Source organism: Cereibacter sediminicola (assembly GCF_007668225.1).
Taxonomy (GTDB): Bacteria; Pseudomonadota; Alphaproteobacteria; order Rhodobacterales; family Rhodobacteraceae; genus Cereibacter_A; species Cereibacter_A azotoformans.
The window spans coordinates 1-18,078 of sequence record NZ_VDEK01000047.1 but is presented as its reverse complement, the minus strand read 5'-3'; the positions used below and the strand labels follow the sequence as shown (position 1 = coordinate 18,078).

The window sequence follows — 18,078 nt, the reverse complement described above, 5'->3', positions numbered from 1 at the left end:
CAGCTTACCAGATGGTCCATCGCTGTGAGAGTCAGACCGCCCAGGAACTGGCTTCCATCCTTTGACTGTCGCTGTGGTGAACCAGTCCCATGCCCTTCGCCGGGCGGCGTTCATGGACTGCCTGTTCGAGGGCATCGAGGACGAAACTCGCTTGGGCCGAGGTGCTGACGCGCCAGCCCACGATGCGGCGTGCATAGGCGTCGATGACGAAGGCGACATAGACGAACCCCTTCCAGGTGGCGACATAGGTGAAATCGCTGACCCAGAGCACGTTGGGCGCGGATACCCGGAACTGGCGGTTCACCTTGTCCAGCGGGCACGGCGCCTTCTTGTCCGGGATCGTCGTCCTGTGCGGCTTGCCCCGGACAATGCCTTGAATACCCATGCTCTTCATCAGCCGTGCCACCGTGCATCGCGCGGCATTGAAGCCTTCACGGCCAAGCTGTCGCCAGACCTTCCGGACGCCATAGACCCGCCAGTTCTCTTCGAACACGCGACGGATCTCGGGGCGCAGAGCATCGTCCCGGCGCGCTCGATCCGACCGCCGCGCCGGATCGCCGTTTGGCGCGAGGCCTGTGCGCGCGCCAACGACTGGGAGCGGGCAGCAGCAGCCGGATCGCGCCCGAGACGCGGGACGACAAGAAGCGCATCCAGCAATGAGGCGGATCAGGCGGCCTTCCAGTGGAAGGACGCCCGGTCGCGCTCCTCCTCGGAGAGCTTGTTGGCGGGGGCCTGGCGGTCTGCCGAGGGGGCGGCGATCCTCGCGGATCCCGCCGTCCGGACCCCGCCAGAGGCGCAGGGTGCGCGGGCTGAGGCCGGCTGCGGCGCAGGCGGCAGAGCGCCGGGCCCCCGCCTCTGTGGCGGCAGCGACGAGGGCGGCAATCTCCTGGCGATCCGAGCCTGAGGTCATTCGCCCTCGCCCTCCCTGCGGTCCCAGATCGCCTCGACCTTTTTTCGCAGGATCATCAGCGCGGCCGCCTCGGCCAACGCCTTCTCCTTGCGGGCAAGCTCACGCTCGAATGGCATTACATCGCGCCGGAAAGCCGATGCAGAACGGCTTTGTCGAAAGCTTCAACGGTAGGATGCGGGACGAGTTCTTGAACGAGACGCTGTTCCGCAACCTCGCCCATGCCCGCGATCTCATTGCGGCCTGGGTCACCGACTACAACACCGCGCGGCCCCACTCGGCCCTCGGCTGCCAGACCCCTGCAGGCTTCGCCCTGCATCTGACCACCGCAATCGCCCGACCCGCTGCACGCGATGAGAGTTCCGCGCGCCGGGCGATTGCTCAACCCACGCCGAAAGGCATAAATCAACAACCGGCTCCGGTCGCGGCTGGATGAAAGACCAGTGGCAGGTCACTCTCGGCCCCGTCTTGAGATCCTCGACCGTCGCGCGCTTGCGCTGCTTCGCGACCGTCTTCGGATTGAGGCCCAACTCCCGGCTCAGTTGCGCGAGCGAAGCTTGCGATCGCTATATTGTAGCTCTGACGGCGAACGTGGTCGTGGCGCTCCCGTGACGAACTTGTCCCATAGTCCTTCCTTCCATTCCTTCGAAAGGATCGAACCATCAAACCGTAGGATCACCCAGCTAGTGTCGTCACGTTTCGCGCATGGCGCGGTTAAGGTAGTCCGTGAAGGGCTTGAGCAGATAAGCGATGGGAGAGCGTTCCGACGTCCGGATGAAAGCTTCGACCGGCATCCCGGGAAGAAGAGTGCGCTCCTCCAACTTTTCCATCTCGCCCGACTCAAGCACGATCTCTGCCCGGTAGAAGGCGGCCTGCGTGCGGTTGTCGGTCATGGCATCTGCCGAAAGGACTGATACATGTCCCGCGAGTTCGGGCGTGGTCCGGCTGGAAAAGGCCGAGAGGACGAGGCGGACCGGCTGGCCGACCCGCACTTCATCCACATGGATCGGCGGCACCTGAGCGGCGATCACCAGCGGTCGGTCTTGCGGGATCAGGTAGAGAACCGGATCGGCGGGGCGAATGACGGCCCGTGGTGTCGTCACCTGCAGGCCGAGGACGATTCCGGAGACCGGAGCGCGCAGATCGAGCCTTGCGATCTGTTCGATCAGTGCGCTCCGCCGCTCTGCCAGTTCGAGTTCGCGGTAGCCGAAGTCGCGAAGCTGTGTGATCGCCTCCTCGCGGCGCGAGGAGCCGAGGCGCAGGATCTCGATGTCCAGTTCCGTGATGCGACCCTCGGCGTTCGCGCGTGAGGCCGCAAGTTCGCCCAGTTCGCCTTGCAGTCGAGCCTCTTCGCGCTGGAGGCTGAGCACACGGCTTGCCTGCGCGAGCCCCTTGGCAAGGAGTCCCTGCTGGTCTGCGAGCTCTTCCTCGATCAGGCGAAGCTGCGTGCCGAGTGCCGCCATCTGCGCGTCAACACCCTGGATCTGGCTATTGATCTGGCCCTTGCGTTTGCCGAGCTGGTCGATCTGCTGCGCAAAACTCTCTCGCCGCGCAACGAACAGGCGTTGCTGGCCCTCGACCTGCTCGGCGACGGCGGTGCGTCCCTTGCCGGCCTCGAGAAGCTCGGGCCGGAAGGCGAGGGCTTCGGCGTCGTCGCGCTCGGCCTCGAGGCGTGCGCGGCGGGCGAGCATCTCGAAGAGCTGCCCCTCGACAATCGCAAGTTCGGTCCGCAGGGACGCGCCGTCGAAACGCAGCAGGATGTCGCCGGCCCGGACGCTTGCGCCTTCCGTGACCTCGATGCTTTCGACGACGCCGCCATCCGGGTGCTGGACGACCTGGCGGTTCTGCGCGACCTCGATCTGGCCGGACACGACGATGGCGCCGGCAATGGAGGAGAAGGCGCTCCAGGTGCCGAAGCCGCCGACGAGAACACCGAGCGTGAGATACCCGATCAGGAGCGGCCTGCCGCTCGACCAGGAAGCGGGGCGGCTCATGAAACGCCTCCGGGGCCGGCGTTTCGGACGATCTCGGTGTGGTTCTTGACCATCTCGCGCAGGACCGAGTCGCGCGGGCCGAAAGCCGCGCGCATGCCGTTTTCCATCACCATCAACAAGTCGCATTCCTGAATGGCGGCGGGCCGGTGCGCCATGATGAAGACCGACCCTCCGGCCTGCTTCATGGCGCGGATCGCCGCGTTGAGGGCCAGCGACCCCTCATTGTCCAGGTTCGAGTTGGGCTCGTCCAGAACGAGGAACACCGGATTACCGTACATGGCCCGCGCCAGGCCGATCCGCTGGATCTGGCCGCCGGAAAGGCGGCCGCCCAGCGTGGAGACCCGGGTGTCGTAGCCGGACGGCAGGGCCACGATCATGTCATGGGCGGCAGCCTTGCGTGCGGCCGCGACCACCGCCTCGCCATCCGGTGCGCCGCGGAGACGGGCGATGTTCTCTCCGATCGTGCCCTCGAAGAGAGTCACGCGCTGCGGGAGGTAGCCGATGTAGCCGCCCAGTACGTCGGGATCATACTGGTCGAGCGCCGCACCATCGAGGCGCACGTGACCCGCCGCAGCGCGCCAAACGCCGATCAGCGCGCGCGCGAGCGTGGACTTGCCGGAGCCGGACGGGCCGATCACCCCGAGCGCCTGGCCTGGCTCCAGCCGGAACGTCACGCCACGAAGGACGGGCGTCATCTCTCCCGGTGGAACGACCGTCAGGTTCTGGGCCTCGATCAGGGCTCGCGGCCGCGGGAGGGCGATGCGTGCCGGTTCGACCGGCTGACGCGACAACAGCTCTCCCAGCCGCTTCCAGCCTTCGCTGGCGCGCTGCACGAGCGCCCACTGACCGATGGCGCTTTCGATCGGGGCGAGGGCGCGACCCATCAGGATCGAGCCGGCGATCATCGCCCCGGCCGTCAGCTCCTGTTGCAGGACGAGCCAGGCGCCGAGTCCCAGCATCGCCGATTGCAGGAAGAGACGGAGCGTCTTGGTCAGCGTGCCGAAGGCGCCCGTCAGGTCAGACGCCGACATGTTCGACGCGAGGGCCGCCGAACGCGCCTTCTGCCAGCGGTCAAAGCCGTTGCCGGCCATCCCCAGCGCCTGCACCACTTCGGATTCGGATTTCAGGTTCTCGGCGAAACGGTCCGCCTGCAACGAGACCATGTTGGCGCGCTGCATCGGCCCTTCGGACAGGCGCTGGTTCAACAGCGTCACCATCACCAGCACGGCGCCGCCCCCGACCGCCAGCCATCCCATCCAGGGGTGAAAGACAAAGATCGCGGCGATGAACAGAGGCGTCCAGGGGATGTCGAAGAGCGCGATCAGCACCGGCGACGCCCACAGACGCTGCACCGACTCGAGGTCGCGTTGGGCAGCCACGGCGGGCGGATCGCCCGGTGCCAGCGAAAGCCTGCGGACAGACGCCTCGAACACCCGGCGATCCAGTTTCTCCTGAAAGGCTGCGCCCACGCGGGCCATCACGCGGGCGCGGGCATGGTCGAGGAACCCCATGGCCAGAAAGAGGAACGTCACCAGGAGCGAGAGCGCGAGGAGCGTCTCTTCCGATCCCGAACCGAGCACCCGGTCATAGACCTGAAGCATGTAGAGCGGCCCGGTCAACATCAGCAGGTTCACGAAGATGCTGAAGAGGAAGACCGCGGCCAGAGAGCCCATTGAGCTGCGTCGCGCGGCCCGCAACTCCTCCAGCCCCTTGCGAATGTCAATTCCGTTCATCTGAACCCTCTCGGCCTTGCCTCCGTATCGCACGGCCGACTTACAATTTCGTTATCCGCCGTAACAACTTCAGCGAAAATCCCCGCGCCCCGAGGGTGCCGTGCATTCGCGCGTTGCCTTGTCCCTGCAAGCTGCTTATGGCTTGACCCTTGTTCGTAAAAGCGATTCCTCTTCGCACGGCATCTTTCGCAGACCGGGATCATCAGCGTGGAACATCGAACTGCCAATCTCCGTGGGTGCCGAATCATGGCTCACGGCGCCCTTCTAGCCGTTCTCGGCGCCTTCGTCTCCGCCTGCGCCGGCACGGCAGGGCCCACGCAGGCGATCAATGACCCGGACGAGACCCACAACCGCCAGATCCACGAGTTCAACAAGGATGTGGACAAGGTGGTGCTGCGGCCGGCCTCGCGGACCTATGCCGTCCTTCCCGACCCGGTGGAGCGCGGGATCGAGAACTTTGCCGAGAACCTCGACCTGCCGGGCGAGACGCTGAACAGCCTTCTGCAGGGGCGGCCCGGCGCTGCGGTCGAGAATGCGGCGCGGTTCGTCGTCAACAGCACGATCGGGATCGGGGGCCTGTTCGATCCGGCCCGCTCGATGGGGCTGGAGGGGCGCGGCACCGGCTTTGGCGAAACGCTCTACGTCTGGGGCGCTAACGAGGGTGTCTACGGCGAGGTGCCGTTCCTCGGGCCGCGGACCGAGCGCGATCTCGTGGGCGATGTGGTGGATGTGGCCCTGAACCCGCTTCGGCTGATCGTGCCTCCGGCCGTGCGGGTGGCCGGTGGGGCGGCCGAGGTGGGCTCAATACTTGGTGATCGGGCGCAGTATTCCGAAACGATCGACTCTGTCCTATATGAAAGCGCCGACAGCTATTCGCAGGCCCGCCTGCTTTATCTGCAGAACCGGCGCTTCGAACTTGGTCAGACCGGCGGGGCCGATGATGTCTTCATCGATCCCTACGCCGCCGATCCCTATGAGGAATACGATGCCCAATGACCTTTTCTTCGTCGCACGGCCCAGTCGCCGGACCGTGACGCTGGGCCTTGCCGCGGGCATCGCCGCCACCGTCCTGCCGTGGCGTGCGCTGGCGCTCGACACCGGAGCGGCGCGTGCGCTCGTCGTCGAGGCCGTGGCTCAGGTGAACCGGACCATCAACTCCGGCAAGTCCGAGCAGCAGATGTATGTCGAGTTCGAGCGCCTCTTCTCGCGCTATGCCGACGTGCCGGCCATCGCGCGCACCGCTCTGGGGGTCGCTGCCCGCGGCGCGAGCCAGTCCGAGCTTTCCGCCTTCACGCAGGCCTATCAGGGCTACATCGCGCGCAAGTACGGCAAGCGTTTCCGCGAGTTCATCGGCAGCGAGATCAAGGTGATCGACGCCCGTCCGATGAAGAGCGCGGTCGAAGTGATCTCGACGGCCTACCTGCGCAACGAGAACCCGTTCGAGGTGCGCTGGCACGTGTCGGATCGCTCGGGCCGGCCGGCGTTCTTCAACATCATCATCGAGGGCGTCAACATGCTCGCCTCCGAGCGGGCCGAGATCGGGGCGCTGCTCGACCGGAACCGCGGCTCGATCCCGGCGCTGGCCGAGCAGCTGCGCCGTTCAAGCTGAGAGCTGCCGCCGGAGAGACCTGAAACGCCGCCCCTCGGGGCGGCGTTCTGCTTTCGGAGCTTGCGCAGGGCCGGCATCCGGTCGGCGATTCAGTTCCGGCCGCCGCCGAAGATGCCGAGCACGTCCCGCACGATCTGTTCGCCGGCACTCGGCTGACGGGGGGCGGCCTGCCAGTCGCCTGTGTCCCGCGGCCGGGCGGCCTGCCAGTCACCCGTATCCTGCGGCACGGGTTCGGTGCGGACTTCGGCCGTGGACTGGGGCGGCAGCCGGGGCTCGGGCACGATCTTGCGCAACGGCGCAGGGGGCACACCCTCGTGCACCCGGACCATCACCTCGCGCCAGATCTCGGCCGGCAGGCCCCCGCCGGTCACGCCCTTGAGCGGTGTGTTGTCGTCATAGCCCATCCAGACGCCGGCCACATAGTCGGCGGTGAAGCCGACGAACCAGGCGTCGCGCGCAGCCTGGGTCGTGCCCGTCTTGCCCGCGGCCTCGCGGTCGGACAGGCGGGCGCGGGTGCCCGTGCCACTGTTGATGACCTCGGTCATCATGTAGGTCAGAAGCTGCGCCGCCTGCTCCGAGATCACCCGCTCGCCGATGCCGCCCTCCTGCCCGATGAGCGGCGTGTCCTCACCCTGAAGCCGCAGTTCCACCAGTCCGTAGGGCTTGACGGCCGAGCCGCCGTTGAGGATGCCGGCGTAGGCGCCGGTCATCTCGATCAGCGTGGCCTCCGACACCCCGAGCGCGAGGGCGGGGCCGGCGGCAAGGTTGCTCTGGATGCCGAACTCCGAGGCGACCTGACGGACCTTCTCGCGGCCCACGGCCTCGGTGATCCGCACCGCCGGGATGTTCAGCGACTGTTTCAGGGCCGAGGTCAGCGTGACGATCCCGCGGAACTTCCGGTCGTAGTTCGCGGGCGTCCAGGGGCCGGAGCCCTTCACCATGACGGTGAGCGGGCTGTCGTCCACGAAATCCGCCGGGCTGTAGCCGAGGTCCATGGCCGCCGCATAGATGAAGGGCTTGAAGGCCGAGCCGGTCTGGCGGAGCGCCTGCGTCGCCCGGTTGAACGAGCCCGCGGCCTCGAGCTTCCGGCCTCCGACCATCGCGCGCACCGCCCCGTCGGCCGACATCACGACGACGGCCGCCTGCGCCTTGGAGCCTTCGCTCACCTTGGACTTGAAGACGTCGGCGAGCGCGCCCTCGGCGGCCTTCTGCAGCCGCTGGTCGAGGGTGGTGCGGATGATCACGTCCTCGGTCGTGTCGCGCGTGAGGAAGGCGGGGCCCGATTCCATCACCCAGTCGGCAAAGAAGCCGCCCGAACGGCTCTGGGCCGCCTCGGAGAGCTGGGCCGGATTGCGCCGCGACTGTTCGGCCTCGGCGCGGGTCAGGTAGCCCTGCTCTTCCATCAGCCCGATGATCACATTCGCCCGGTCACGCGCCCGCTGAAGGTTCGCGGTCGGTGCGTAATAGGACGGCGCCTTGAGCAGGCCCGCCAGCATCGCCGCCTCGGCCGCGTTCACCTGGCCCGCGGACTTGCCGAAGTAACGCTGCGCCGCCGCCTCGAAGCCGCGCGCCCCCGCCCCGAGATAGGCGCGGTTGAAGTAGATCGTGAGGATCTCGGCCTTGCTGTACTTGGCCTCGAGGGCGAGGGAGAAGGGCACTTCCTTCACCTTCCGCCAGATGCCGCCACGGCGGCAGTCCGCCTCATACTCGGCCTCGCTCTTCCATTGTTTGGGGTCGTACTGGACCCCGAGGCAGAGAAGCTTGGCCACCTGCTGGGTGATCGTCGAGCCGCCGTTGCCCTCGAGCGGGCCGCGGCCCTCGGCGAGGTTGATCCGGACGGCCGAGGCGATGCCTCGGGGGCTGATGCCGAAATGCCGGTAGAAGCGGCGGTCCTCGGTCGCCACCACGGCCTCGCGCAGATGTTCCGAGACCTTGTCGGAGGTGACGAGGCCGCCGTAGGTCTCGCCGCGCCAGGCAAAGACCTTGCCCTCGCGGTCGAGCATGGTGACCGAGCCGCGGGCACGGCCGTCCACGAGCTGCGTCACCTCGGGCAGCTGCGAGTAGAAGTAATAGGCCGAGAGCCCCAGAACGAGGCCCACCGCCGCCGCGATGCGCCAGCCCACGCCCCACAGGATGCGCCAGAAGAACATCACGATCCCCCAGATCAGCCCGAGCACCCAGGCGACCGCCGCCGAGAGCGGATCGCGCTTGCGGGTCCGCCGCCGGGGCGTTGACTTGGCCGGGGGCTTCGGGCCCCGCCCGCCGCCGCCCTTCGATGTTGCCTTCTTCGCGGCCGGCGCGCCGTAGCGCCTGTCCGCGACCAGCGGCGGACGCCGCCCGTTCGACCCGCTCATGCCTCGTTGCCCGCCTTCTGGCTCTTGTGGACCTTTGCGCGACTCTACCTGCAGGGGCCGCGAATGTGGAGGCGAAGTGGCTTTAAATCCTCTCCGCATGTTGCATTAAAAATAGGCGGTCCGGCAGGCAAGTGCAAAAAATGTGCAACTTCCGCGTCCCGGCCCGCTCCGTCCGGCGCCGTTTTGTTGTGCAGGACCCCTCCAGCGAGCCTCTTGGCCTCGTGGGGTCCGCAGCGGCCCAGTGCAGAACAGGGGATCGTCGTGAAACTGATCATTGCAGCAATCAAGCCGTTCAAGCTGGAGGAGGTGCGCGAGGCGCTCACCACCATCGGCGTGCGCGGCATGATGGTGACCGAGATCAAGGGCTTCGGCTCGCAGTCCGGTCACACGGAAATCTATCGCGGCGCCGAATATGCCGTGAATTTCGTGCCGAAGGTCCGCCTCGAGATCGTCGTGGCCGACAGCCTTGCCGACTCGGTTGTCGAGACCATCCGCACCACCGCCAAGACCGACAAGATCGGCGACGGCAAGATCTTCGTGCTCGATGTCGAACAGGCGGTCCGCGTCCGCACGGGCGAAATCAACGACGACGCGCTGTAACGCGGGCCGGCAGAGGGATAGGGTAAAATGAAGAAAATCTCGCAATTCATGGGGCTCTCGGCGCTCGCCGCGGCGGCGGCCCTGCCGGCCTGGGCCCAGGAGGCCGCGACCGATGCCGTCGAGGCCGTCGAGGCCGTGGCCGAAACCGTCGCTCCGGTGATGGACAAGGGCGACGTGGCCTGGATGCTGATGTCCACCGTGCTCGTGTTCTTCATGATCCTGCCGGGGATCGCGCTGTTCTACGGCGGCCTCGTGCGCGCGAAGAACATGCTCTCGGTGCTGATGCAGACCACGCTGATCGCCTGCACCGTCATGGTGATCTGGGTGATCTATGGCTATTCCTTCGCCTTCGGCGGCGGGACCAGCCCCTTCTGGGGCGGACTGGGCAAGCTGTTCCTGTCCGGGGTGACGGCCGACAGCATGGCGGCCACCTTCTCGGACGAGTTCGTCATTCCCGAATATCTCTTCATCTGCTTCCAGATGACCTTCGCGGCGCTCACGCCCGCGCTGATCATCGGCGGCTTCGCCGAGCGGATCAAGTTCTCGGCGGTGATGATCTTCACCGTGATCTGGGTGACCTTCGCCTACTTCCCGATCGCCCACATGGTCTGGGACGGCTCGGGCCTGATCTTCAATTGGGGCGCCATCGACTTTGCCGGCGGCACCGTGGTCCACATCAACGCGGGCGTCGCGGCCCTGATCGGCGCGATCATGGTTGGCAAGCGGATCGGGCTCGGCAAGGAGAACATGGCTCCGCATTCGATGGTCATGACCATGATCGGCGCCTCGATGCTGTGGTTCGGTTGGTTCGGCTTCAACGTGGGCTCGAACCTGGAAGCCAACGGCGGTGCGACGCTGGCCATGATCAACACCTTCGTGGCGACCGCCGCCGCCGTCGTGGCCTGGTCGCTGATCGAGGGGCTCGCCCGCGGCAAGGCCTCGATGCTGGGTGCCGCCTCGGGCATGATCGCGGGCCTCGTGGCGGTGACGCCGGCCTGCGGCACCATCGGCCCGATGGGCGCCATCGTGCTGGGCGCCGTCGCCTCGGCCGTCTGCTACTTCTTCGTGACCACGGTCAAGAACGCCATGGGCTATGACGACAGCCTCGACGTGTTCGGCATCCACGGCATCGGCGGCATCATAGGCGCGGTCGGCACCGGCATCTTCTCGGCGGCGACGCTGGGCGGCGTGAACGGCGAGGACTATTCGATCGTGGGCCAGACCATCATCCAGATCCAGGCCGTCGTCGTGACGCTGATCTGGACGGCTGTCGTGTCGGTCGTGGCCTTCAAGATCGCCGACCTGATCGTGGGCCTGCGCGTCGATACCGAGAGCGAGCGCATCGGTCTCGACCAGACCGCGCACGGCGAGGCCGCCTATCACGGATGATGTGGATCGAGCGGCGGGATCTCATCCCCCCGCCGTTCGAGAGGAAGGCCCGGATGAAGATCCGGGCCTTCTTCCTATTCCGGTCACCGCTGCGGCAACCGATGTTCGTCGCTTACGTTCTGGTTTCGGTGGCTCTGGATGGTGGGTGTTTAATGGAATCAGGGTCACGAAGATCACCCGGTCAGGCGGGCGCCGATACCTTCAGCTGGTCAAGGGCTATCGCACCGATGCCAGAAAAGTCCGTCATCGCGTGGTGGCCAATAGGGCGCATTACCGATCTTACCTCCGAAAAGCTCGATCCGCTCATCAGCGGGCTGAACCGCGTTCTCGTCCGTGCCGAGAATACGGCGTCCGACCTGGTCCATGATCTATCCCTGAGCTTCGGAGACGTCTTCGCTCTGCACGAACTGTGCAAGGACATCGGCTTTGCCCGCGTGCTGGGGCGCGCGCGCCGGTCAGGCAACCGCCAGCTGAATGTCGAGGCGCTCGTCAGGATCTTGGTTTTCAGCGGTTGTGCGAACCTGACGGGGCACCGCTGCCCGCCCGGCCGCCCGCTGCGGCGCGGACGAGGGGGTGGCGAAGAGGTTGTTCATCGCGGCGAACGCATCCCATGCGGCCCTTGATCCGGCGGCCGCCGGACGGGGGTCAGTATCGCAGGATCGCGGCCATTCCGACGCCTTCCGGGAGATGCTCCGGCTCGACGATCCAGGTTCCACCCCCGGTGCGAAGGGTCATCTGCGCGGCCTGGTCGGCCAGATCCTGCGTGCCCTCTGACAGGACGCCGGTTTGGGCATCAAAGGTCCCCCGCAGGCTTGCCCCGGCGATCAGAAACAGCTGGTCGATCCGTCCGGCATGGGCCGCGGCCACCAGCTCCGCCGGTTCCGCGCAGGCCAGACTGTCACCCTTGCCGAGATGCGCATGCAGCCGCTCGAGCGCTTCCTCCCTTGCCCCGACCTCGATCGGCTCCATCACCGACCGGGCGGCGGCATGGAGATCGGCCTCGCTCAGCGCCGCGGGGTTCGTCTCGACATGGCCCGCGATCCGGCCCGCGAGGGCCTCGGACTTGCGAAGCTGCCCGCCGATCTCGGCATCGGCGACGATCACCAGGTCGGCCGGTTCCCCCGCCACATGCGCCGCAAGGCCGCTGGCGGACCGGCGCACATATTCGACGAGGCGCCCCTTCCGCCATTCCTCGGGGCTGTCGCCGAACACCTGGGTCTTGGGCATGGCATGGCCGCCGGTCCGGGGGCGGCCGGCGCCATGAGAATTCACCGGGGCCTCGTAATCCGCATCGCCGTCCAGATCCTCGACACTGGCGGGCAGACCTGGCACCTCCAGCGGTTCGATCCCGAAGCGGCTGGCCCGCCAGACCTGCACCGTGTCGGCGGTCATCGCCATCACGAGGCAGGGAGCGTTCCGATCCATCAGGGCCAGCAGCGGCGAGATGTGAAAGCCCGCCCCCGCCACGGCCGTCTCGGCCACCGGGGCAGGCAGCTTGTGGATGCGCATCCCGTCGCCGTCGAGGAAGATCGCAAGCCCGTCCTCCTGGTTCTGCCAGAAGTCGTGATCCTCGATCAGCGCCTCGAGCGGTGCCAGCAGCGCCTCGGTCTCTGCCGCGGGCCGGTCCAGCGCGTCCAGCTGCTCGCGGGCCTGCGTGCGCAGGTTCTTCAACATGATCGGATTCTGCCGGGTCTCGCGCCCAAGCCGTTGCGTCGGCAGGTAGAGCGAGACGGCGAGGTCGGGGGAGGCGTTGACCAGATCAAGCAGGTCGTCGTTCGAAATCATCTTCGGGTCCATGTCCTGTTCGAGGGAGGGGCGGGTCAAAGCGGGTCCATGTCGCGGATCGAGGGACCGCCCTTGGCGTGGTTCCTGCGGCCCAGCTCGCTCTGCAGCTTGCGCTGCATCTTCTGCACTGCACCGCTGAGCGCCTCGTCCGGGGTTGCCGCCTGATGGCGGACCGCAACCGGTGCCGAGCCGGTGGGGCGGGCTTCCAGCAGGCAGCGCTTGTCGTCGCTGCCGCCCTTGCCGGCGTTCTCGTCGCTGAGATGCACCTCGACCGCCGTGATCTGATCGGAAAACCGCGACAGCCCACCCGCAATCTCCGCCTCGAACCGCGACGTCAGGCTGTCGATGCCCTCGATGTTGTCGTCGGTGTTGATCTGGATGCGCATGGGGTCTCCTTCTCGGTTCTGGCTCGGTTTCGGGATCTTCCGGTCCTTTTCTCGCGATCGCGATCAGGCGCGTCGGGCAGCCGTTCTGCCCGAGGGCCTGCAGCCCGGTCCCGTTCGCCGGACCACAGTTCAACGCGAGATGCGCCCATGCGTTCCTGCGCGCCGCCCGTCCGGCCCCAAGGATCGGTGAGGTGGCGGAGCCGCCACCCTCGCGGCGTTGGCGCGGGCCTCTCACGGCGCAGCGGTCGTGGGACGCCGAGCCGCCCTCAGCGACTCACGTGTGCAGGCCTTGACTGCGCCGACCCAATCCCGGGTCGTCTTGATCTTCGGGAGGACCGGGAGCGTCTTCTGCAATGAGCCTCTTGGCCTTGCAGGCGAGCACCTCGCCGAGCGACGACAGGGCGTCCGCGCAGCCGAGTGCGGAAAGCACCGGCCCGCGACGCCCTCAGAGCCGCGCACTGTCCTTGCCGCTGCGAACCCCCAGAATGGCAGCAGGCGTGAGCCAGAGCTTGAGACAAGATCGCCGACGTTGCGCGCCTATGCTTTCGGCATGACGAACTTGAAGGTCCGCAGGTTGGGCAGGAGGCCGCTGGTATCCTCCGAACAGGCGTTGAAGGTATGCGACGAGGGGATCTGGATGCTGCCCTCGGCATGCATGCTCGTTCCGCGATGCTCGACCTCGGTCGAGCTGCTGTTCGCGGCAACGTTGATGTCGCCATTCACCACCAGCGCGACGTTGGAAGCGGTGAAGTTCGAATTCACGCTGATCCCGCTCATCGTCAGGATGTAGACCTTGCGGTTCAGGTCACAGTTCTTGAGCGGGTCGCCCACCACGGCACCCTCATCGGTGTTCAACACGGAACTCGACGAGAGTCGGGTGGTCACGATCAGAGAATTGTCGATCCGGGCGTATTGGCCCACGTCGATTGCGCAGTCCGTCACCAGCGCAACATCGCGCACGACCTCGGTGGCGTTTGGCGGCAGGGCCGAGTTCTTGCGGTTCGCGCTGCCGCCGATGCTGATGGAGGTGGTCGGGCCGTTGCCCTTGTCGCGGCAATCCACGTGATAGACCAGCCCGCCGGGAAGCTTGCCGCCGGTGTTGTACATCAGATCGTTGAACTGGGAGGGTGTCGGCGTCACCACGGACCCTTTCACCAGCGCCTTTTCCTGCGACTTGGTGATGATCTTGGCGGTCGTCAGCGGTGCCAGGTCCGCCGCCAGCGTCTTGTTGGCGAAGAACGCCGTCTTCAGCGGGCTGGCTTCGCTCGACAGCATCGTCTGCGTCACCGAGGCGATGTGGTCCGAGACCTTCGGCAGATTGAGGTTCATCTGGAATACTGCCGCCTCGATACCCGGGTTGGCGCTGTCCACGCATTTGCCCTTGCAGGCCGCCAGGTTCGGCATCGACACCCCGGACGAGGGCGCAAAGGTGTTCTGCTGGGGAAGCCAGACCGCCGTCTGGCTGTGCACGCAGTAGCGCGGGCCGATCCAGTTGCCCGACGTCAGCGTGACCTGTCCCTTGCCGTAGATGCCGTCGGACGAGTCGCACCGCCCCGGCTGACCGTAGTGGGCGACACTGACGGCTCGCACCTCGAAATGCTCGACGCCGGCCAGACGCAACAGCGTGGCGCGCACCGGATTCGAGACGGATTCGTCCCGGTGCAGGGTCACCTTGACGGCGTTGGCCGACCCCGAGGTCAGGCTGCGACTGGACGGGTCGAAGCGGACGAACTGGATGTCATTCAACTCATTGGTCGTCCGCCCCACCTTGCTCAGAGGAGCGTTCTGTTCGATCGAGGTGAGAACCTTCGCCCGCACATCCGCGGGACTCTCGCCGCTCGAGAGCGCGACGATACCGACCTGGGCGGCCGCATCCGCGGCCAGGTTCAGCCGCTCCTTTTGGCTGAAGGCGTTGGACGGGTCGATGGCGAGGCCACCGATCATGCAGCAGATCGCGATGCCGAACAGCGAGAGCGCCGTTGTATTGCCGGCCTGAGACGCGAGGAAATCCCTGGTCACGGATTTCGGGGCTGAGGCCCGGATCGTCTGGGTCATCAGACAGGCTCCATGATGTTGGTGGCCGTGACGGACAGCTTCTCGCCGACCGCGAAGGCAACAATGCCGAAGGGCGTGAGCGAAGCGGCATCCGCCGTCAGTGTGACGGTGACGAAGCCGTCGGCGACGCTCACCCGCGCCTCCACCCGGCTCTTGGCGGTGCTGCCGATACCAGCCGCATAGGCCTCGGCCTCAACCGCGGTCATCGCATGGCGGGAGACGATGCGTGCGGTGTCTCTCGAGATGTTCAGAAGGCTCGACTGCCGCATGTAAAGCAGGCTGGCGTCCGTGATCAGCATCAGCAACGCCATGAACATTGGCAGCATGAGGACGAACTCGATCGTCGCCGACCCTTCGTCGCGTCTCAGGCGCGATAACACGGCACGCCACGCGCAGCTCTTGCCTTTACCCATGTGACTTGCCCGTTCTGGTGCCGCGACGACCAGGCGGCCGAGTCAAACATGCCCACAGCACAGTGGCGAAATGTTGGCAGGATCGGCGAAAGTCGAAGGCGCGAGTGAACCTCAACGACTTCCTCGCAGCTTATAATTTTGCTGCCGGCTGGAGACGCTCCGCGGATCACCCTACGAATACCTCTGCAAAACTTGGACTTCAGAGCCGGACAGATCCCATTGTCAACCCGATCCACCAGATGCCGGGGCTGAACAGCTAGGTGTTCAGTCCCGGCATCTGGTGGATCGGATCAAGGATGATCGATCCGGGTCTGATGTCCAGATTTCGCAGATGTGTTCGTAGGGCGTGAGGCCGCCGATTATCTTCACGAGTCACGCGCCCTGCTACTTGGCATAAATGAGCATCCTGACGAACGGCAGCCTCTGCGCGTAGGCGACCTTGCCTTGCTACAGGCTTCAAGGACCGCTGGGCGCGGCAGGCTGTCCTGCCTCGCTGCGGGCGCGGAGGTCCGCGACCTGCGCGTCGCGTCGCTCCCCCATGGGCCCAGCGACCGGCGGCTATGCCGTTTTCCGCGGATGCGATGCGGCAACCGCGACGGTCGGCAAACGCGCCTCGTGCCGTCGCAAAGCCTCACGCTGCGCTCCGCACGACCGGCCGTGGTCAGCTGCTCGGTCCTCGCGCCACGGCACTCTTGAACGGCAGCTTCGGAGGGCTGCGTCGGGATGAACAACCGGCCGCCGCCAATTAAGTGCCGAAGGGCCAGTTGTTTTGCTGCCGCAGGGCCGTGCGCGGGTTTCTTGTTCACCGCTTCAGGCGGCGAGGCCGGGCTTGTCTGCCGCGCACGACGGTCCTACGCAGGATGCCGAGGCTCGGGCGGGAGGTGGCAGGCGACGGTAAAACACGGGCACGATCTCGGCGGCATCATCGCCTTTGCGCACCGCGAGGAGGAATGGGCCGCGCGGCTGGCCGCGGTAGTCGACGAGCACTTCCTGCCCGCGCTCGAGGAATTCGACCTCGACTTCGACGACCTCACCGACATCCTAGGCGAGCAACTGCCCTGGACGCTCTGGGGCTGCGCCTTCGAGGACTTCCTCAGCCGCCGCTGGGAGCCGGACGGCCGGACCGTCGTCGATGTCTACCTCAAGCGCCGCGGCTGGTCGGAGAAGGTCCTGAACCGCGCCTACATCGAGGGTCTCCGCGACGCCCACGTCAGCCTGCACGAGGTGAGCCGCGCGGTCCCCGGCCAGAGCATGGCGCTGCGCGACCTGCTGACGGGCGGCGAGCCGGTGACGGTGCGCGAGAAGAGCGCGACGCGGCAGCTCAAGCAATGGGACCGGATCGTGGCCCGGGTGGTCTCCGTCCGCGATCATCATGTCATCGCAGGCGGGGTCCTGCCGTTTTCGGCGGAGGCGGTGGAGATGCTGTTCGGCGGGCTGCGCGACGCGCTGCGGCTGCGCAAGACCGACACGCCGCGGCTGACGGTGGACCAGCTCCGCCACTGCGCGCCGATCTTCAGCGGCGCCTGGTTCTTCACCCACCTGCCCGGGCTCTTGAACCCGCAGGCGCCGCACCTGACCAACACCGACGGCGACGAGCTGGAGTTCCACGAGCTTCATTTCCCCTTCGCGCCGCGTGTGGCGCAGGGGCAGGTCGCGGCGGCTTTGTCGAGAGTGCCGGACCTGTCGCGCGACGGATCTAAGTCGTGGGACTGGCTTGCCCGGACGAAGCCAGCAGCGGGCAAGAAGAAGGAAGCCGCACCAGGTCTCGCGCTCGAAACCTTCTCGGAGGGCGGCACCGTGCTCGGATCGCTGGAGCTGAAGGGCAAGGCGCTGATCCTGCGCGTCAACTCGAAGGAGCGCGCCGCGCGGGGCGAGGCGATGATCATGGCCGCTGCCGGCGACCTCCTGCGGCCGCCGCTGACCACGATCCAGACCGTCGAGCAGGCGATGCGCGACCGCGTTACTCGCGGCGAGCGCGAGGAACCGGCGGAGGAGATCCCGCCCGACGTCGCCCGCCAGATCCTGCAGGACCATCTCGACCGGCACTACCGCGACACGCTCGATCAGCCGATCCCCGTACTGGGCGGCAAGAGCCCCCGGCAGGCGGTCCGCAGCGCATCGGGCCGCAGGAAAGTGGTGGACTGGCTGAGTTATCTGGAGAACAGCAGCGCCCGGAACGAGGGTTCGCCACTTGCCGACTATTATTTCCGCTGGAAGTGGGACGAATTGGGGTTGGCCGAGGAGCGCAGGTAACAGAAGGGCAACTTGGCGGGTTCAGGGTGATCTGGCCATGCGAGCCTAGCTCGACAAGCCGGTTCGGCAGATGGAGAAGAGAAGCCATGACATCGGTTGACGGACCCCTTCTGACGGCCAGACACGAGGTCGAACACCTCTTCGGTCAGTGCATTCTGCGGCTGCAAGTCTTCGAACTGGCACTAAAATCGATCGTCGCGGGGCATCGCGTCCCCGGCTCATGGGCCACATTCGAGGATGCTCGCACCAATCGGATAGCCAAGGTCCGGCGGAAGACCCTGGGCGAACTGGTCAGCGAGATGATGGGGTCTGTTCTCGTGCCTGACGTTCAGAACGGTCAGCGCGCCGAGAGCGATCGCGATGCCGAATTCGCCTGCTCGGTGCGGATTGCTTTCCCCGCCGTCGAGTTTGCCCGCATCGAAACCGAACACCGTGAGCTTGTCGCGTTGCGCAACACCCTGCCCTTGCGGATGTTCCCCTCGACGTCGGCCAGTTCGAAGAACTTGCGCCGGGCATGTGACCAACATAGCGCAGGCAGGACAGGTCCCGGCTTCCGGTCGCCGCGATAAAGCTGGTTGTAGCCGGCATAGGCATCGGCCT

General features: G+C 66.5%; 12 protein-coding genes and 7 pseudogenes. 8 read left to right on the top strand and 11 right to left on the bottom strand.

Features of this window, described 5'->3' with window-relative positions:
- Positions 1-67 precede the first annotated feature (67 nt).
- Positions 68-556 (bottom strand): annotated as a pseudogene (locus tag FG154_RS18740) (IS3 family transposase); the annotation flags it as partial.
- Positions 557-1,014: 458 nt separating this feature from the next.
- On the opposite strand from FG154_RS18740, the pseudogene FG154_RS18735 reads away from it, so the two are divergent.
- Positions 1,015-1,343, top strand: a pseudogene (locus FG154_RS18735) (integrase core domain-containing protein); the annotation flags it as partial.
- Positions 1,344-1,365: 22 nt separating this feature from the next.
- Here FG154_RS18735 and FG154_RS21940 read toward each other — a convergent pair.
- The 3 genes and pseudogenes from FG154_RS21940 to FG154_RS18720 all read right to left on the bottom strand — a co-directional run.
- Positions 1,366-1,533, bottom strand: a pseudogene (locus tag FG154_RS21940) (IS481 family transposase); the annotation flags it as partial.
- A gap of 66 nt (positions 1,534-1,599) precedes the next feature.
- Entirely contained in the window at positions 1,600-2,901 is a 1,302-nt protein-coding gene (locus tag FG154_RS18725; RefSeq protein WP_145111230.1) for an HlyD family type I secretion periplasmic adaptor subunit, read from the bottom strand.
- A complete protein-coding gene (locus FG154_RS18720; RefSeq protein ID WP_145111228.1) occupies positions 2,898-4,634 on the bottom strand; it encodes a type I secretion system permease/ATPase in 1,737 nt (578 codons plus the stop codon). The genes FG154_RS18725 and FG154_RS18720 overlap by 4 nt, the downstream gene beginning before the upstream one ends.
- Before the next feature lie 207 nt (positions 4,635-4,841).
- Here FG154_RS18720 and FG154_RS18715 point away from each other — a divergent pair, with 207 nt between their 5' ends.
- Both FG154_RS18715 and FG154_RS18710 read left to right on the top strand, forming a co-directional pair.
- Positions 4,842-5,630, top strand: coding sequence for an MlaA family lipoprotein (locus tag FG154_RS18715; protein ID WP_145111225.1), 789 nt, complete (start codon positions 4,842-4,844; stop codon positions 5,628-5,630).
- Entirely contained in the window at positions 5,620-6,243 is a 624-nt protein-coding gene (locus FG154_RS18710; protein ID WP_145111222.1) for an MlaC/ttg2D family ABC transporter substrate-binding protein, read from the top strand. Before FG154_RS18715 ends, FG154_RS18710 begins: the two co-directional genes overlap by 11 nt.
- Before the next feature lie 89 nt (positions 6,244-6,332).
- Here FG154_RS18710 and FG154_RS18705 read toward each other — a convergent pair whose 3' ends face one another.
- Positions 6,333-8,597 (bottom strand): transglycosylase domain-containing protein, encoded by a 2,265-nt coding sequence (locus tag FG154_RS18705; RefSeq protein ID WP_145111219.1) that lies wholly within the window; start codon positions 8,595-8,597, stop codon positions 6,333-6,335.
- 261 nt (positions 8,598-8,858) lie between these two features.
- Here FG154_RS18705 and FG154_RS18700 point away from each other — a divergent pair, with 261 nt between their 5' ends.
- The 3 genes and pseudogenes from FG154_RS18700 to FG154_RS21935 all read left to right on the top strand — a co-directional run.
- Positions 8,859-9,197: a P-II family nitrogen regulator gene (locus FG154_RS18700; RefSeq protein ID WP_101341140.1), complete on the top strand. Its 339-nt coding sequence runs from the start codon at positions 8,859-8,861 to the stop codon at positions 9,195-9,197.
- Positions 9,198-9,224: 27 nt separating this feature from the next.
- Positions 9,225-10,586: an ammonium transporter gene (locus FG154_RS18695; protein WP_145111216.1), complete on the top strand. Its 1,362-nt coding sequence runs from the start codon at positions 9,225-9,227 to the stop codon at positions 10,584-10,586.
- A 157-nt stretch (positions 10,587-10,743) separates the two neighbouring features.
- A pseudogene (locus tag FG154_RS21935) lies at positions 10,744-11,109 on the top strand (IS1634 family transposase); the annotation flags it as partial.
- Positions 11,110-11,231: 122 nt separating this feature from the next.
- Here FG154_RS21935 and FG154_RS18685 read toward each other — a convergent pair.
- From FG154_RS18685 to FG154_RS18670, 4 genes are all read right to left on the bottom strand, one after another.
- Entirely contained in the window at positions 11,232-12,371 is a 1,140-nt protein-coding gene (locus FG154_RS18685) for a baeRF3 domain-containing protein (RefSeq protein WP_246100435.1), read from the bottom strand.
- Between the two features lie 35 nt (positions 12,372-12,406).
- Positions 12,407-12,757 carry an HPF/RaiA family ribosome-associated protein gene (locus FG154_RS18680; RefSeq protein ID WP_145111207.1) on the bottom strand — a complete coding sequence of 117 codons (351 nt, stop codon included), beginning with the start codon at positions 12,755-12,757 and terminating at the stop codon, positions 12,407-12,409.
- A gap of 537 nt (positions 12,758-13,294) precedes the next feature.
- Entirely contained in the window at positions 13,295-14,812 is a 1,518-nt protein-coding gene (locus FG154_RS18675) for a TadE/TadG family type IV pilus assembly protein (RefSeq protein WP_145111204.1), read from the bottom strand.
- On the bottom strand, positions 14,812-15,225 hold the full coding sequence (locus tag FG154_RS18670) for a TadE/TadG family type IV pilus assembly protein (protein ID WP_145111201.1): 414 nt from the start codon (positions 15,223-15,225) through the stop codon (positions 14,812-14,814). The genes FG154_RS18675 and FG154_RS18670 overlap by 1 nt, the downstream gene beginning before the upstream one ends.
- Before the next feature lie 110 nt (positions 15,226-15,335).
- Between FG154_RS18670 and FG154_RS21930 the strand changes: the two are divergent.
- A pseudogene (locus tag FG154_RS21930) lies at positions 15,336-15,485 on the top strand (IS481 family transposase); the annotation flags it as partial.
- Here the strand turns inward: FG154_RS21930 and FG154_RS18665 are convergent.
- Positions 15,482-15,594, bottom strand: a pseudogene (locus FG154_RS18665) (IS481 family transposase); the annotation flags it as partial. The pseudogenes FG154_RS21930 and FG154_RS18665 overlap by 4 nt on opposite strands.
- A 429-nt stretch (positions 15,595-16,023) precedes the next feature.
- Between FG154_RS18665 and FG154_RS18660 the strand changes: the two are divergent.
- Positions 16,024-17,478, top strand: coding sequence for a DUF7986 domain-containing protein (locus FG154_RS18660; protein WP_246100433.1), 1,455 nt, complete (start codon positions 16,024-16,026; stop codon positions 17,476-17,478).
- A gap of 457 nt (positions 17,479-17,935) precedes the next feature.
- On the opposite strand, the pseudogene FG154_RS18650 reads toward FG154_RS18660, so the two are convergent.
- Positions 17,936-18,078 (bottom strand): annotated as a pseudogene (locus FG154_RS18650) (IS66 family transposase); the annotation flags it as partial.

What these genes read in the sequence shown, in the direction of transcription:
- FG154_RS18725 (WP_145111230.1), bottom strand. Translation starts at nt 2,901, where the DNA reads ATGAGCCGCCCCGCTTCCTGGTCGAGCGGCAGGCCGCTCCTGATCGGG.
- FG154_RS18720 (WP_145111228.1), bottom strand. Translation starts at nt 4,634, where the DNA reads ATGAACGGAATTGACATTCGCAAGGGGCTGGAGGAGTTGCGGGCCGCG.
- FG154_RS18710 (WP_145111222.1), top strand. Translation starts at nt 5,620, where the DNA reads ATGCCCAATGACCTTTTCTTCGTCGCACGGCCCAGTCGCCGGACCGTG.
- FG154_RS18705 (WP_145111219.1), bottom strand. Translation starts at nt 8,597, where the DNA reads ATGAGCGGGTCGAACGGGCGGCGTCCGCCGCTGGTCGCGGACAGGCGC.
- FG154_RS18695 (WP_145111216.1), top strand. Translation starts at nt 9,225, where the DNA reads ATGAAGAAAATCTCGCAATTCATGGGGCTCTCGGCGCTCGCCGCGGCG.
- FG154_RS18685 (WP_246100435.1), bottom strand. Translation starts at nt 12,371, where the DNA reads ATGATTTCGAACGACGACCTGCTTGATCTGGTCAACGCCTCCCCCGAC.
- FG154_RS18680 (WP_145111207.1), bottom strand. Translation starts at nt 12,757, where the DNA reads ATGCGCATCCAGATCAACACCGACGACAACATCGAGGGCATCGACAGC.
- FG154_RS18675 (WP_145111204.1), bottom strand. Translation starts at nt 14,812, where the DNA reads ATGACCCAGACGATCCGGGCCTCAGCCCCGAAATCCGTGACCAGGGAT.
- FG154_RS18670 (WP_145111201.1), bottom strand. Translation starts at nt 15,225, where the DNA reads ATGGGTAAAGGCAAGAGCTGCGCGTGGCGTGCCGTGTTATCGCGCCTG.